The following is a 14,376-nucleotide window of genomic DNA, read 5'->3' as shown; positions in this document are numbered from 1 at the left end:
TCTGCAAAACTCCTAGCTATAATGGAGTTGTTACGAATACTATAAGCCAATATTGGAGTGATATTCAACAGTGGAAAACAAATTGCGAATCGGAACATTAGTAGGCGGGGGCAACGCAGATCATGTCATTCCGCAAATTGTAAAGCATGGCTTCGAATCCTTTAATCTAACGTTCTGGCAAACGACGGGCAAGACGGATTTGGTTGAAATGGCGAAGCGGGTAAGAGCGCTTGCGGATGAACATGATTTTGTCGTTCCGGCTGTAAGCGTATTCGGTAATCCGCTGACAGGCGCGGGCGATAATGCCGATACGCTTGCAAGCTGGGAGCGCCTTATCGATCATGCCCATTTATTCGGAGCCGATATTGTATCCGGTTTCACGGGACGCATTACGAACCGGCCGATCGATGAATCGATTCCGAAGTTCAAGGAAGTGTTCGGCGAACTGACGCGCAGAGCAGCGGATAAAGGCGTGCGGATTGCTTTTGAAAATTGCGATATGGGCGGCACCTGGCAAACGGGCGATTGGAATATCGCGCACAACCCGACCGCTTGGGAGCTTATGTTTGACGCCGTGCCGGAAGACAATATCGGCTTGGAATGGGAGCCATGCCATCAGATGGTGAGCTTGATTGAGCCCATTCCGCAGCTTCGCAAATGGGTGAATAAAGTATTCCACGTGCACGGCAAGGATGCAACCATTGCATGGGACATTGTTAGAGAGCATGGCGTCCATGGCAAGCAGCAATTTGTATGGCATCGTACGCCGGGCTTTGGCGATACGAACTGGACGGATATTATTTCTATTTTGAGACAAAACGGCTATAAAGGCACGATCGATATTGAAGGCTGGCATGATCCCGTTTATAAGGACGAGCTGGAAATGACCGGGCAAGTGCATGCATTGAACTATTTGAAGCGCTGCCGCGGCGGCGATTTTGTTCCAAATCCCGTTTAATAATCCAGAGTGAACGCGAGGAGAGATTAGGATGACAATCAAGCATCGGGTCGTCGTCGCCGGCTGCGGCGGCATGGCAAATACATGGGTGGAATACGCCAAGCAAAGAACAGATACGGAAATCGTCGGGCTCGTGGATATCAAAATGGAATTTGCGCAAGCCATGGCTGACCGGCAGCAGCTTGCCTGTCCCGTCTTTACCGATATTAATCAAGCAATCGCGGAGACGGGTGCCACATTGGTGTTTGATGTTACCATTCCGGCAAGCCACTATACGATAAGCAAAGCTGCTTTAGAGAGCGGTTGCCATTTGTTTGGCGAGAAGCCGCTTGCCGAAACGATGAATGACTGCAACGAAATCGTTCAGTTATCGAACGAGCTGGGCAGGACGCATGCGGTCATGCAAAACCGCAGGTTCGATCCGCGTATTCGCGCATTGCGCCAGTTGCTCTCGGAGGGCGTAATCGGTAAGCCGGGGTTTATTGGCGCAGACTTCTTTCTAGGCGCCCATTTCGGCGGCTTCCGCGATGCAATGGATAGTCCTCTGCTTCTCGACATGTCGATTCATACGTTTGACCAAGCAAGATATATTATGGGAGCAAATCCGGTTTCGGTATATTGCCAAGAGTTTAATCCTCCCGGCTCCTGGTACGCAGGCAATGCCATGGCGATCTGTATCTTCGAAATGTCTGACGGGTCCGTGTTTAATTATCGCGGATCCTGGTGCGCGGAAGGCGTACTTACCTCATGGGAAGCATCATGGCGGGTAACCGGCGAGCACGGCACTGCGATTTGGGACGGGCATGGAAATCCCTACGCGGAGATCGTTGCGGCCGGTGATCAGACCGGAAAGTTTATCAGGGACTACGAGAGAGTAGAAACCCAGCTTCCTGATATGGTTAACACCGGGCATAAAGGCTGCCTGGACGATATGTTTGCTTCGTTAGAGGAAGGCCGTAAGCCGGAAACCGACTGCAGCGACAATATTTTTAGTATGGCGATGGTCCTCGCTTCGGTTGAGAGCGCCAATACCGGCCGCAAGGTGCAGATTTCCGATTTCATGGATGCAGCGGCACTGAAGTAACGGCAGCCGCAGAGAATTGTTTTAGATAGGATTAGCAGAGAGTATCTCCAAAGCGGCAAAGCCGCGGGGGATACTTTCTTTTTTTGGAGAGATGAGAGTTTTCAATTTTTAATACGAACGAAATGCGTAATCTACTCTAATAACTGCCGCCATCCTGTAATTTCCATCTGATTTTTTCTCTGATTGTTAGGGTTTTTCCAAAAATTATGACATGGTACAATCATCCCTGTATTCTATTAATGACAACGCTTTCATGAAAGGAGTGGAGCTCCTACCTGTTCGACATGCACGGCATATTGTTTCGGAACCAAAACCTGGAGGAGGTAATTTTATTATATGCATTCATCCAAAAAGCTCATTAGCATCATCATGTCGGTAACGCTTTTGTTAGGTATGATCCTTCCATCCGCGAGCGCAGCCTCGCAAGAAGGGCCCGCGATCGCCATTCCGAAGAGCAAGATCCAATCCTACGTCGAAGCTATGCAGCCAGGCTGGAATCTCGGCAATACGTTTGACGCGACAGGAGCCGACGAGACATCCTGGGGCAATCCGCGCGTGACGAAGCAGCTCATTAAGCATATCGCTTCGCAAGGCTACAAGAGCATTCGCATTCCGATAACGTGGGATCACCGGATGGGCGAGGCACCAGACTACACGATCGATCCGGCATTCCTGGACCGCGTTGAAGAGGTCGTTGACTGGTCCCTTGACGCCGGCTTGTACGTCATGATCAACCTGCATCACGACTCTTGGCTGTGGGTTAACCGTATGGGCAGCGAACACGATGTTGTGCTGGACCGATATAACGCAGCCTGGACGCAGATCGCCGAAAGGTTCAAAAACGAATCGAAGAAGCTTTCGTTCGAGAGCATCAACGAACCTCGCTTCTCTGACGGCTGGGGTGGAAACGGCGAAGATAACTTCGCGATGCTGCATGAATTGAATGCATCCTTCCATGAGATTGTACGCGGCTCCGGCGGCAACAACTCCGAGCGCCCGCTCGTGCTGCCGACGCTTGAGACGAACGCGAACCAGGATCGGCTCGACGCGCTGGTAGATACGTTTGCCGGGCTGAACGACCCGAACCTGATTGCCACCGTTCACTATTATGGATTTTGGCCATTCAGCGTCAACATCGCCGGCTTCACCCGCTTCAATGAAGAAACAAAAAACGACATCGTCCAAACATTCGACCGCGTCTATACTACATTAGTGGCAAAGGGCATCCCCGTTATTCTGGGGGAATACGGATTGCTCGGCTTCGACAAAAACACGGGTACGATCGAACAAGGCGAAAAGCTTAAATTTTTCGAGTACTTGCTTCATTACATCCAAGAAAGAGGCATTACCCATATGCTGTGGGACAATGGACAGCATCTCGACCGCAGCCAGCTGAAATGGAACGATCCGCAGCTGCACGGCATGCTTAAAGCGAGTTGGAAGGGCCGCTCTGCAACCGCGGAAACCGATTTGATTTATTTGGCCAAGGGCGAGAAAGCGCAGGATGCCGTCATGAAGCTCGAATTGAACGGTAATCGCCTGACGGCTCTTCGCCATAATGGCAAGACGCTGCGCAAAGGCACAGACTATTCCGTAGAGGGCGATATCCTGACCGTGAAGGCAGGCTTACTCTCCAAGCTGACGGCATCAGGCGCATACGGCGAAAACGCGGAGCTTACAGCGGAATTCAACAAGGGCGAGGACTGGACGTTTGATGTAATCGTCTATTCTACGCCAGTGCTGCAGAATGCAGCCGGAACGACAAACGACTTCTCGATCCCGACAGCGTTCAACGGCGACCGGCTTGCCACGATGGAAGCTGTTTACGCTGCAGGAGGCAACGCGGGTCCGCAGAACTGGACATCCTTCAAGGAATTTGCGTATGCTTTCTCGCCGTCGTACGACACGAATGAGATTAAGCTCACGCAAAACTTCTTTAACGAGGTCAATGACGGCGTAGTTGTGCTGACCGTCCACTTTTGGAGCGGGAAAATCGTCGAATATACGATTACGAAGACGGGAACGACCATCGTCGGAGCCGTCGCCGAATAATCAATGGAAGCCAACCGATTGTCCGGTTGGCTTCTTCACAATATAGGTAGAAATTCCCTTTTGGCCCAAGAAAATTTTCTGTATCATTACAGAAAACCTTAAAGGGGGAGATGAAATGATGAAAAAACGGATTGGAATTATCGGTACCGGTACGGCGGGGCTTCAGCTGGCCTATTCTTTGAAAAACGATTTTGACGTGACCCTGTTTCACTATGAGGAATCGGATGAGGTCCGCCATGGGAGAATTCGATCGACCCAGGTGCATTTCCATCCGACTTTGGATCGGGAGAAGCGGTTCCAAATGCCGGGCATGGATACTGCCCCTTCCATTCAAACGATTCACTTCAGCATGGGACAGCAAAAATTGTTTGTGGGGAAGCTCGCAGGCGCGGCAACGTCTGTTGATCAGCGCATGGCCTATTCTAAGGCGATGGATGATTTGGTTCAACAAGGCGTAAACTTTCGCAAGACCCGCGTAGCACGGGATGAGATTCATGCCTTGGCTGAATCATTTGACCTGTTGATTGATTCATCCGGCAAATCAGGCCCGCTGCCAGCCTTCCCCGTTGAAGCCGGGCTCACGCCATTCCTTGCGCCGCAGCGTAAATGTATCGTTGGTTATTTTAAGGGTGTAGCCCCGGTAGAGCCTGAGGGGATTTCCATCACGGTAGTTCCGGGAGCCGGCGAAATGTTTGAAATTCCCGCGTTAACGGAACAAGGAGCGGTTACCATTTTATTTCTAGAGGCACTGCCTGAGGGCATGTTGGATGTTTTTAAACCGGTAAAAAGCGCTCAAGCGTTCGAGGAACAGATGAAAAACATGCTGAGGGACCATTTCCCGGAGATTTACGGTCGCGTTGATTTGGATCGTTTTGCTCTGGCGAATGAGACGTCTTATCTCCAGACAGCGGTTACCCCGGTGGTTCACAGGCCCTATCTGATGCTGAACGGTACTTTGGTACTGGGCTGCGGTGACAGTGTGTTTCTAGCTGACCCAATCACGGGTCAAGGCTGCAATACGGCCTCCTATTGCGCGGAGCAATTATATGAGACGCTTATAGCATACAAGGAATCCACTTGGGATGAAAAAGTCGGAATCGACTATTGGAGCCGTACTCGCCCCTATGTGGCGGAAGTGACGGAATGGACCAATGCAATGACCGGACCGATGCCCGAGCACATCGTTCAAATGCTTTTAAAGGCAGCCGCGGACCAACAAGTTGCCGATCAAATCGCCCATTGGTTCGAGCAACCGCAGAAAGCTTACGAAGCCTTTTTTCGCCAATAATATACGGAGACTAACAATCGGAATCAAGAAGGCTGCAGGAATTATGCAGCTTTTTCTCTATTGAATGGCAGTTAGATTTGATCGATCAGGCTGCCATTACAAATAAAATGAGAATCATTGATAGTTGCCTAGCACGTATATTTATAAGTCCTAATAGGATGTGATGAGTCACATTTCCATTAGGAGGCCTGCCACGAATGCGGAGAAAGAGAACGGTATTAAGGAAGAAAACAAAAACCTGCAAAAAAGTCCAGCGTCACGTCCATGAATTTGAAGGCAGTACGAAACTGGCTGAGGAAGGCGCTGATCGACACAACCATCGCTTTGCAGGCGTTACGGGGCAAGCGATTCGAGTAGGAAAAAGCCATGTCCATGAAATCGATCTTACAAAAACGGATTTCTTTAATCATTTTCATAAACTGAAAAAGATTGTAACAGGACCAGCTATTCCGGTCGGTAATGGCAAACACGTTCATTTTGTGACCGGAAAGACAACATTAAATGATGGGCATGTGCATCAATTTAAATTCGCGACATTAATTCAAGAGCCGCTTATTTAAGGGAAACATACTGCTAGCAAACATTCTAATAGAGCGGTAATTAATAGTCATGAAGGCTGCCGACAAAAATCTGCAGCCTTCTATTTTTTTGAAAGTTTTATTTTATCTGCGGTCAGGAATCATCTCATTGACAACGGTATCTTCATAAGAATGTCTTACTCCGTCCATAACTTCCCTCACCTTCACTGGCTGCCCGATCAACGCCGATTCAAGGGCGGCAAAAACAATGCATAGTGCTTCAAACCCTCGCTCGCCGCTGGATATCGGCGTTTTCCGATCCGTGATCGCTTCCCACAGTTCCACATAGGAGTGTGCAAATGGATGTGCCGCTGCTTCTGGCGCATATTGCTTGATTACATCCGCAATCGGAATGATCTGACCGTTTCCAAGCGCAATATGTTTTCCGGGACGGAAACAGCCATTGCTGCCATAGATCCATACTCCTCCCGCGCTTTCTCCATGTGCAGCCGTGCTGCACATCCAATGCCCCAGCCCTCCGTTATCAAAACGGAAGACGGTAACGCTGGTGTCCTCTCCCGTAGGGCGGATTGTCGTTTTGCCGTCTGTCAGTTCTTTCTCGAATATTTCCGTATAAGCAAAAACTTCACGGATTGGCCCGTTCACTTCCGTAAACATTTGCGTGCGGTGCACGCCGTGATCGTTGATCCATCCCGCACCTGCCCTCCCTTTAAAATGCCGCCAAGCGGTACCGGCAAAAAAAGCCCTATTTAAGGTGACTGTCGCATAGTCCATCAGTAAATGAACCGGGCCAATGATTCCGTCCTTGATTGCTCTGGCCATAGCGATGTTCTCTGCACCTAAAACGCTTGGTTCAGAAACGGTTAATATCCTGTCGTATTTTTTGGCGTCCGCCAATATTTTACGCCCATAGAATGGCGAGATAGCCAGCGGTTTTTGCATTTGTACATGGATGCCCGCAGCAAAACAATCTTCCGCCACAATATGATGCAAATCATGGTCCAACAAAACAGAAGCTGCATCTAAAGGTTCTTCTGCAATCATTTTTTTGTAGTCAGTATATACCTTTGGACGTTTACCAAGACGTTCCTCCGCATTAGCAGCAAATGCATTTGCCCTTTTCTCATTTAAATCGCAAACAGCCGTCAAATCAAATGTCTTCAGGTTTGCTCTTTTTAACTCTTCCAGCCCTTCTAAATGAGCCATCGATATGATACCACAACCTATAAATCCAATATTCATAACGTTTCCTCCTCGAAAGCACAGTTGTTCAGCCTTTTCATGTTAAAATAAATCCGAAAAATAGAAATAGATTCTCTTAACCATTTGAGTATCGTATAATGAAGTCCGAAATTAAAATAAGATTAAGAAAAGATCCAGCATGCCGAACCAAAGGAGAGATTGGATTGGAAGAATCAGAAAATCAAGAAAACCTTGCGAATTGTTCAATAGAAAAATCGCTTGATATTGTTGGCGGGAAATGGTCCTTTCTGGTCATCAGGGAAATGATGTTTCACGAGAAAAAAAGGTTTGGCGAATTAAGGCAAGCCGTTTGCGGGATTAGTGCCAAATCATTGACCGATACGCTCCGTCATCTTGAAAATAATGGAGTCATTACCCGAACGGCCTATCCTACCGTTCCCATGACGGTCGAATATGCGCTTACGGAAAAAGGACATGCCCTCCACGCCATTATTCACGAAATGAAGAAATGGGGAAATGAGTGGGCTTCGAAATAATTCATCCGTATTCCCAAAGAATGTTGATTATCCGCGAAAAATGGTTCTAATGATCGAGATATCTTCATCAGTGAGCGGCTTGCCTGCGGCATCAGCATTTGATTCTACCTGACGTCCGTTTTTAAATCCGGGAATGACGCAAGCATTCGGAGATTGCGCCAGAGGATATTGAATCGCAACCCGAACCAAATCCTGGACTTCATCGCCAAAACGCTCTTTAATCGGCTGTAGTTTGCGGCGAATCTCCAACAACCGTTCTTTCGTGTAGGCATCATTGTTTGCGCGTACATCGCCGTCGCCAAACTGAGGAGGGTGATTCGGATCAAACTTATCCAGCAGCAGCCCTTGCGCAAGAGGACCGAAAAGCACGATCCCGAGATGATGTTCATCAGCCCAGCGGAACAAGTTGGTTTCCGGCAGGTCGAATGGGTTCCCAAATGCATTGTAATGAAATTGCAGCACGTCTGGCCTCGTTATCGGACATACTCTCATAAAATCCGCGTAACTATATGCGGATTGACCAATTGCGCGAACCTTGCCTTCTTTTTGCAATTGGCGCATCGTATCGGCTGCTTCTTCAAGATATTGGTCATTCGGGCCAAAATTCGTATTATGAAAATAATAGATATCCAGATAATCCGTACCCAAGTTATCAAGTGTCTGCTCGATCTGATGGCGAATATGAAGCGGTTGCATCGCATTGGGGGCCGTACCCTTGAACCAGCCTCCTTTCGAAGCGACAATAACTGATTCACGCGGAATTTCCTGTAAAAATTGACCGATTATTCTTTCGGAATGGCCATCGCCATACACATCTGCAGTGTCCAAATGATTGATCCCCAGAGCGTGGGCTCTGTGTAAACCCGCTAGCGAGTCTTTGTCATTATTGCCCGACCAACCCACTGGACTGCCGTCACGCCAAGACGGTCCGCCTATCGCCCAGCAACCCAAACTGACCTCGCTAACCCGTAGACCGGAACGCCCTAGTACCCGATATTCCATTTTACATACCACCTATCTAATGAATAAATTTGGTTTGTCTAAGCTAAACCGCAAATACAACATAAAACAAATTAGAATATCTGAAAAGTAGGTACATTTTGTTTACCAGATTACCTAAAGGTTACTGTTGCAATCCAAAGAGAGCCAATTAGCATAAGGCAAAACAGAATGGAGGAGGAAGATGTTCGGCTTATCCAAGTTACCCAAAAACGCGCGGGGCTGTTTGCTCTACGAGCCTTTTTTTCTAATTCCCTACAGTATGTTCAGCACGTATGCCACGATATATATGTTTGAGATGGGGATGAACGAAACGGCGATCGGCTGTATCACGACGCTGACTCTGCTCGTTCAGGTTTTCTCATCCTTCATCAGCGGTTATTTAACCGACCGGCTCGGCAGGAAATGGGCGCTGCTATATTTTGACGTGCTAAGCTGGACGGTAGGTACCCTGTTGTGGGCGGTATCGCAAAATATATGGTTTTTTATAGCGGCGGCTATCGTGAACGGGTTTCAAAGGGTGCCGCATACCGCGTTTTACTGCTTGCTCGTTGAGGACACGGCTCCAAAGGACAGGACGTACGTCTTTTCGGTACTCCAGTTTGTCGGCATGCTGGGCGGCTTATTCGCACCACTCGGAGGGCTGCTCGTCGCCCACTACGGTCTTATTCCGGGAACGCGGATCATGTATTTCCTCGCATGCGTCTGCATGACCATCCAATTCATCGGCCGCCATTTTGCCACCCGTGAAACGGAGATCGGTCTTCGCAAAATGGAGGAAACCCGCAGCATAGGCTTGCTGGCCGGTTTGCGGGAATACAAAGGGGTTATCCGCGAGATGTCAGGGAATGGCCCGCTGCTGCTGATTTTTGGGGTCTACATTCTGTTCCAGTTTCAGCTCACGCTCAAGAGCACTTATTTATCGCTCTTTTTTGTCGATCATCTGCGGTTAGACAGCGGCATTGTATCGATATTTCCGGCTGTAACCTCCGTGTTCATGCTGCTATCTATGTGGCTGCTGCTGCCCCGGCTGGGAAATGACAAGCTTCATACGATTATGCTTTGGGGCTTTTTTATTTCGCTCTTATCGAATCTGGTACTAGTTTTATCTCTTCCGGGCATGATGTTCTGGCTGATCTTCAGTACGATTCTTGCCGCGGTGGGGACGATGATGACATACCCCTATCTGGAGGCGGCTGTTGCAAACGCGATCGACGACGAAAACCGCGCAAGCGTATTTGCCATGCTCTCGGTTCTGATTCTGCTTGTCATTTCGCCGTCCGGCATTATCGGAGGCTGGGCTTACAAATGGGATCCGACCATGCCATTCCTGCTGATTGTTCTTTCGTTTGCGGCGAGTATGGCATTGCTGTTCATGTACAAGAGGTACGCCGGACATGCAGCTGAGGAGGGACGGGGAACATGATGAATGAGGAAATGAATTTGGAAATCCGCCGTTTAGGAAAAAAAGATATGTTAGACCTCATAACACTCATGCTCGACGTGATGTCCCGGCTCCCGTCACAAGATCATTTTGCGATGGACGAAGAGGATTATTTTCATGACTATGTCCTCAAAAATGGGGAAATCTATGGAGCCTATCTTGGCGGGAGCCTTGCTGCCTATTCTGTGTTGACTTTTCCAAAGCGGAGCGGGCATAATCCCGGAAGGGAATTCGGGGTGCTGGAGAACGAGTTATCTCACGTGGCGTTTTTGGAAGCAACCGTAGTTCATGAATCGGCTCGCGGGCGCGGTTTACAAAGGCATTTCCATCGGCTGCGTGAAAAAAGAGCCAAGGAGAACGGCTGCCGTTACCTCTTTTCAACGGTGCATCCTGACAATCATGCCAGCATACGAAACTTAGAATCCGAAGGATTTGGCCTTGCATTTACTCGCCTTATGTATGGAGGCAAACCCAGGCATTGTTATGTAAAACGCTTATAATACGCGGAACATGAAATAAGCAGCGGAAGTCCAGGACTGTATTTACGAGTCCAGGTCTTCCGCTGCTTATTTGTTTTTTAACGATGGGTTCAACCTTCTAAATGTCCGAAATGTTAAAAAAAAGACCTATATTTCTAAATACGGACAGGTGCCGTTTTTTCTACAATTGGAGGTGAAACTGGAAAGAGGTGAAGGTCATGGGCACAGATTACGTGCTGCATATGAAAGGGATAAGCAAATCGTTTCCTGGCGTTAAGGCGCTGTCGAATGTTGATTTTGGACTGAGGAAGGGTGAAATCCATGCCCTGATGGGAGAAAACGGTGCCGGGAAATCAACTTTAATTAAAGTTGCGACTGGCGTACACAAGTGGGATTCAGGCGAGGTGAAACTGTCCGGCAGGCCGATCTCGCCCAAATCCCCGCTTGAAGCACAGCAGCTTGGCATCAGCACGGTATACCAAGAGGTTAATTTATGCGCCAATCTAAGCGTTGCGGAAAATATTTATATCGGTCGCCATCCGCGAAAACGCGGATTAATCGATTGGGAAAAAATGTACCACGAAAGCGAGCGTCTGCTGGAGCGGCTTGACCTTGCCATTGATGTGAAGCTGCCCTTATCGCATTACTCGGTAGCCATCCAGCAGATGGTCGCCATTGCCAGAGCCGTTGATATTTCGAATGGCATTCTTATTTTGGATGAGCCGACATCCAGCCTCGATGCGAATGAAGTAAAGCAGCTGTTCAAGGTCATGCGCAAGCTGAAGCAAGAGGGCATGGGCATCGTATTCGTCACCCATTTTCTCGACCAGGTATATGAGGTGACTGACCGAATAACGGTGCTTCGCAACGGTACGCTCGTGGGAGAGTACGTAACGAAGGATTTGTCCAAAACAGAGCTGGTGTCGCATATGATTGGACGCGAATGGAGCACAGAGGAAGCCGCTGGAAAACGAGCAGTGGAACGTATTGCCGGCGAAAATTTCCTTAGTGCCAGCTCGCTCGGCAAGCGGGGAAGCATCAATCCGATTGATCTTCAAATCGGCAAAGGCGAGGTGCTGGGCCTTGCAGGGCTTTTGGGCTCGGGCAGAACCGAAATCGCAAAGCTGATATTCGGCATCGACAAAGCGGATGAAGGAACACTGACCATTGACGGTGAACAGATTTCGTCGATGTTTCCGCAGAAAGCGATTCAGAAAGGGCTCGGCTTCACGCCGGAAGACCGCAAGGTTGCAGGGATCGTAGGAGAGCTGACCATCCGTGAGAATATCGTATTGGCGCTGCAAGCCCGCAAAGGCCTGTTCTCGTTTATTCCGCTGCGCAAGCAGAAGGAAATCGCGAATAAGTATATCGAGCTGTTAAAGATAAAAACCCCAAGCGCAGAGCAGAAGATTGAGAACCTGAGCGGGGGCAATCAGCAAAAGGTGATTTTGGCGAGATGGCTTGCGACACAGCCTAAGCTGCTCATTCTGGACGAGCCGACGCGCGGTATCGATGTTGGCTCGAAAATGGAGATACGCAAGCTCATTCTTGATTTGGCGGCAACCGGCATTTCCATTCTAATTATTTCCGCAGAGCTCGAGGAAATCGTGCAATGCTGCAATCGAATCGTCGTGCTGCGGGACCGCATTAAGATCGGCGAGGTTACGGGAGCGAATATGCGCGAGAATGTCATCATGGAAATGATTGCGAAGGGAGCGGAATTGTATGGCGGGTCTGACGGGATTGGCGCTTAATTTAGGAAAACAGAAGATCATTTGGCCGATCCTAGCGATCGTTGTTTTATTTTTGTTTAACTTGATTGTTATTCCTGATTTTTTCAGGATGGAGTGGAAGGACGGCCATTTATTCGGTAATCTCATCGATATTTTGAAGAACGGTTCACCGCTCATCATTATCGCGATTGGGATGACCTTGGTTATCGCGAAGGAGGGCATTGATATCTCGGTTGGTTCCGTTCTTGCCATTTCGGGGGCGATCGCGGTATTTATGCTCGATGGATATCCGCTTTGGCTTGTGGTTCTGGTTGGGATCGGGGCAGGTTTATTATGCGGATTGTGGAACGGCATGCTGGTGGCAATACTCGGCATTCAGCCGATGGTAGCTACTTTGATCCTCTTGACCATCGGCCGCGGAATCGCCCAGCTCATTACGGGCGGGCAGGTACTTACGACAAGCGACAAAGCTTTCCAGTTCATTGGGAAAGGGCATTTGCTGGGCCTTCCGTTCCCGTTGTTTCTCGCAATGGGCGTGTTCCTCATCGTTTATCTCTTCAAAACGCGTACCGCATTCGGTTTGTTTCTCGAGGCGGCAGGCGGCAACAAAACGGCGAGCAGCTATGCGGGCATCCGTCCGAAGGTTATCTTTATGACGGCGTATACCATTACCGGAATTTGCGCCGGGATCGCGGGTATTATCATTAGCGCAAACGTAGCGAGCGCCGATGCGAACAATGCGGGATTATGGATCGAGCTCGATGCGATTTTGGCAGTCGTCATTGGCGGAACCTCGATGCGGGGCGGACGCTTTTATTTAGGCGGAACGATCGTCGGCGCCTTGTTTATCCAGAGTTTGACAACCACGATTTATTCCTTGGGCGTTGAGCCCTCCAGTATTTTACTCGTGAAGGCGGTTGTCGTCATTGTCGTTTGTTTGATTCAATCCGACATGTTCAGGCAGTCGTTTAAATTGGCGAAAAAGAAGGTGGCAGCACAATGAAACCGTTCTCTCTAAAAATTAGTCACAATAACATTATTGTTTTGGCGACACTGCTGCTTTTGTTCATTTTGTATGGATCAGGGGCAGCCCTTTACACCGGTTTTTTCTCGATGCAGGTTTTCCTGAATCTTTTTATCGATAATGCCTATCTGATCATCGTCGCGACGGGAATGGCATTCGTCATTATTAAGGGCGGTATCGATTTATCCGTAGCGTCGGTTGTGGCGCTCATCAGCATGGTTTCCGCCGGCTTGTTCGAGCAGGGAGTGAACGCGTTGGTCGTGACGGTCGTTGCGCTGTTAATCGGTACGCTGTTCGGCGCAGGGCAAGGTTATTTGATCCAGCGGTTTCAGCTTCACCCCTGGATCGTAACGCTTGCGGGCATGTTTCTTGCCAGGGGAATCAGCTTTCTGATCAGTACGGAGAGCATCGTCATCAGCAATCCAACCTACGTGAAACTGTCACAGTACAAGATTCATCTGTGGGGCGATAATTTTATCACGATTAGTGTCCTCGTTGCGGCAGCGGTGGTCATAGCCGCTATATTGATCGGCCGTTATTCCTCGTTCGGAAGAGCGGTATACGCCATTGGCGGCAGCGAGAAATCAGCGGTTTTGATGGGCTTGCCCGTTGCAAAAACAACGATACTCGTCTATACCTTAAGCGGCTTGTTCTCGGCAATCGGCGGCGTAGTATTCACTTTGTACATGCTGTCCGGCTATTCGCTGCATTTAATGGGCATGGAAATGGATGCGATCGCGGCCTGCGTAATCGGCGGGATTTTATTGACCGGCGGATTCGGTTATATGATCGGACCGACGCTTGGGGTGCTATGCACAGGTATCATTCAAACGATCATTATGTTCCAAGGCACGTTAAGCTCCTGGTGGACAAAGATTACGATTGGATTTTTATTATTTCTTTTCATGGCATTTCAACGAATTATCGTGATGAGAAAAGAAAAAAGCGCATTGCCGGCTGCCAAAAATAAACCGAAATTTGAAAATAAAGTCGTTAATTTGTAAATACAGACCGATTATAAAATTTGTATATTTAAC

General features: G+C 48.8%; 13 protein-coding genes. 11 read left to right on the top strand and 2 right to left on the bottom strand.

Features of this window, described 5'->3' with window-relative positions; genetic code table 11:
* Positions 1–70 precede the first annotated feature (70 nt).
* The 5 genes from MRBLPE1_RS22560 (at position 71) to MRBLPE1_RS22540 (ending at position 5,942) form a co-directional block, all read left to right on the top strand.
* A complete protein-coding gene (locus tag MRBLPE1_RS22560) occupies positions 71–958 on the top strand; it encodes a sugar phosphate isomerase/epimerase family protein (RefSeq protein ID WP_364149542.1) in 888 nt (295 codons plus the stop codon).
* Between the two features lie 31 nt (positions 959–989).
* A complete protein-coding gene (locus MRBLPE1_RS22555) occupies positions 990–2,042 on the top strand; it encodes a Gfo/Idh/MocA family protein (protein WP_364149541.1) in 1,053 nt (350 codons plus the stop codon).
* 336 nt (positions 2,043–2,378) lie between these two features.
* Entirely contained in the window at positions 2,379–4,094 is a 1,716-nt protein-coding gene (locus tag MRBLPE1_RS22550; RefSeq protein ID WP_364149539.1) for a cellulase family glycosylhydrolase, read from the top strand.
* 115 nt (positions 4,095–4,209) lie between these two features.
* Positions 4,210–5,382 (top strand): styrene monooxygenase/indole monooxygenase family protein, encoded by a 1,173-nt coding sequence (locus MRBLPE1_RS22545; protein ID WP_364149538.1) that lies wholly within the window; start codon positions 4,210–4,212, stop codon positions 5,380–5,382.
* A 197-nt stretch (positions 5,383–5,579) separates the two neighbouring features.
* Positions 5,580–5,942, top strand: coding sequence for a YmaF family protein (locus MRBLPE1_RS22540; protein ID WP_364149536.1), 363 nt, complete (start codon positions 5,580–5,582; stop codon positions 5,940–5,942).
* Positions 5,943–6,044: 102 nt separating this feature from the next.
* Here the strand turns inward: MRBLPE1_RS22540 and MRBLPE1_RS22535 are convergent, their stop codons facing one another.
* The gene (locus tag MRBLPE1_RS22535) at positions 6,045–7,163 is read right to left on the bottom strand and encodes a Gfo/Idh/MocA family protein (RefSeq protein WP_364149534.1); all 1,119 of its coding nucleotides are present in this window, start codon (positions 7,161–7,163) and stop codon (positions 6,045–6,047) included.
* Positions 7,164–7,327: 164 nt separating this feature from the next.
* On the opposite strand from MRBLPE1_RS22535, the gene MRBLPE1_RS22530 reads away from it, so the two are divergent.
* Positions 7,328–7,660, top strand: coding sequence for a winged helix-turn-helix transcriptional regulator (locus MRBLPE1_RS22530; protein ID WP_364149533.1), 333 nt, complete (start codon positions 7,328–7,330; stop codon positions 7,658–7,660).
* 27 nt (positions 7,661–7,687) lie between these two features.
* Here the strand turns inward: MRBLPE1_RS22530 and MRBLPE1_RS22525 are convergent, their stop codons facing one another.
* Entirely contained in the window at positions 7,688–8,662 is a 975-nt protein-coding gene (locus MRBLPE1_RS22525) for an aldo/keto reductase (RefSeq protein ID WP_364149531.1), read from the bottom strand.
* Positions 8,663–8,843: 181 nt separating this feature from the next.
* On the opposite strand from MRBLPE1_RS22525, the gene MRBLPE1_RS22520 reads away from it, so the two are divergent.
* The 5 genes from MRBLPE1_RS22520 to yjfF all read left to right on the top strand — a co-directional run bounded on the left by MRBLPE1_RS22520 (position 8,844) and on the right by yjfF (position 14,343).
* Complete coding sequence (locus MRBLPE1_RS22520; protein ID WP_364149529.1) at positions 8,844–10,085, top strand: MFS transporter; 1,242 nt, start codon at positions 8,844–8,846, stop codon at positions 10,083–10,085.
* Complete coding sequence (locus tag MRBLPE1_RS22515) at positions 10,082–10,603, top strand: GNAT family N-acetyltransferase (protein WP_364149527.1); 522 nt, start codon at positions 10,082–10,084, stop codon at positions 10,601–10,603. Before MRBLPE1_RS22520 ends, MRBLPE1_RS22515 begins: the two co-directional genes overlap by 4 nt.
* Before the next feature lie 197 nt (positions 10,604–10,800).
* Positions 10,801–12,336 carry a sugar ABC transporter ATP-binding protein gene (locus tag MRBLPE1_RS22510; protein ID WP_364149525.1) on the top strand — a complete coding sequence of 512 codons (1,536 nt, stop codon included), beginning with the start codon at positions 10,801–10,803 and terminating at the stop codon, positions 12,334–12,336.
* Positions 12,308–13,318, top strand: coding sequence for an ABC transporter permease (locus MRBLPE1_RS22505; RefSeq protein ID WP_364149524.1), 1,011 nt, complete (start codon positions 12,308–12,310; stop codon positions 13,316–13,318). Before MRBLPE1_RS22510 ends, MRBLPE1_RS22505 begins: the two co-directional genes overlap by 29 nt.
* Positions 13,315–14,343 (top strand): galactofuranose ABC transporter, permease protein YjfF, encoded by a 1,029-nt coding sequence (gene yjfF / locus MRBLPE1_RS22500; RefSeq protein WP_364149522.1) that lies wholly within the window; start codon positions 13,315–13,317, stop codon positions 14,341–14,343. Before MRBLPE1_RS22505 ends, yjfF begins: the two co-directional genes overlap by 4 nt.
* The last annotated feature ends 33 nt before the right edge of the window (positions 14,344–14,376 follow it).

It is taken from the genome of Paenibacillus sp. LPE1-1-1.1, from assembly GCF_040676435.1.
GTDB lineage: Bacteria > Bacillota > Bacilli > Paenibacillales > Paenibacillaceae > Pristimantibacillus.
This window is presented reverse-complemented; position numbering and strand designations above follow the sequence as displayed.

Excerpts from the sequence above, each read along its gene's own strand:
- MRBLPE1_RS22520 (WP_364149529.1), top strand. The coding sequence starts at position 8,844 with ATGTTCGGCTTATCCAAGTTACCCAAAAACGCGCGGGGCTGTTTGCTC.
- yjfF (WP_364149522.1), top strand. The coding sequence starts at position 13,315 with ATGAAACCGTTCTCTCTAAAAATTAGTCACAATAACATTATTGTTTTG.
- MRBLPE1_RS22550 (WP_364149539.1), top strand. The coding sequence starts at position 2,379 with ATGCATTCATCCAAAAAGCTCATTAGCATCATCATGTCGGTAACGCTT.
- MRBLPE1_RS22535 (WP_364149534.1), bottom strand. The coding sequence starts at position 7,163 with ATGAATATTGGATTTATAGGTTGTGGTATCATATCGATGGCTCATTTA.
- MRBLPE1_RS22515 (WP_364149527.1), top strand. The coding sequence starts at position 10,082 with ATGATGAATGAGGAAATGAATTTGGAAATCCGCCGTTTAGGAAAAAAA.
- MRBLPE1_RS22545 (WP_364149538.1), top strand. The coding sequence starts at position 4,210 with ATGATGAAAAAACGGATTGGAATTATCGGTACCGGTACGGCGGGGCTT.
- MRBLPE1_RS22505 (WP_364149524.1), top strand. The coding sequence starts at position 12,308 with ATGGCGGGTCTGACGGGATTGGCGCTTAATTTAGGAAAACAGAAGATC.
- MRBLPE1_RS22555 (WP_364149541.1), top strand. The coding sequence starts at position 990 with ATGACAATCAAGCATCGGGTCGTCGTCGCCGGCTGCGGCGGCATGGCA.
- MRBLPE1_RS22540 (WP_364149536.1), top strand. The coding sequence starts at position 5,580 with ATGCGGAGAAAGAGAACGGTATTAAGGAAGAAAACAAAAACCTGCAAA.
- MRBLPE1_RS22525 (WP_364149531.1), bottom strand. The coding sequence starts at position 8,662 with ATGGAATATCGGGTACTAGGGCGTTCCGGTCTACGGGTTAGCGAGGTC.
- MRBLPE1_RS22510 (WP_364149525.1), top strand. The coding sequence starts at position 10,801 with ATGGGCACAGATTACGTGCTGCATATGAAAGGGATAAGCAAATCGTTT.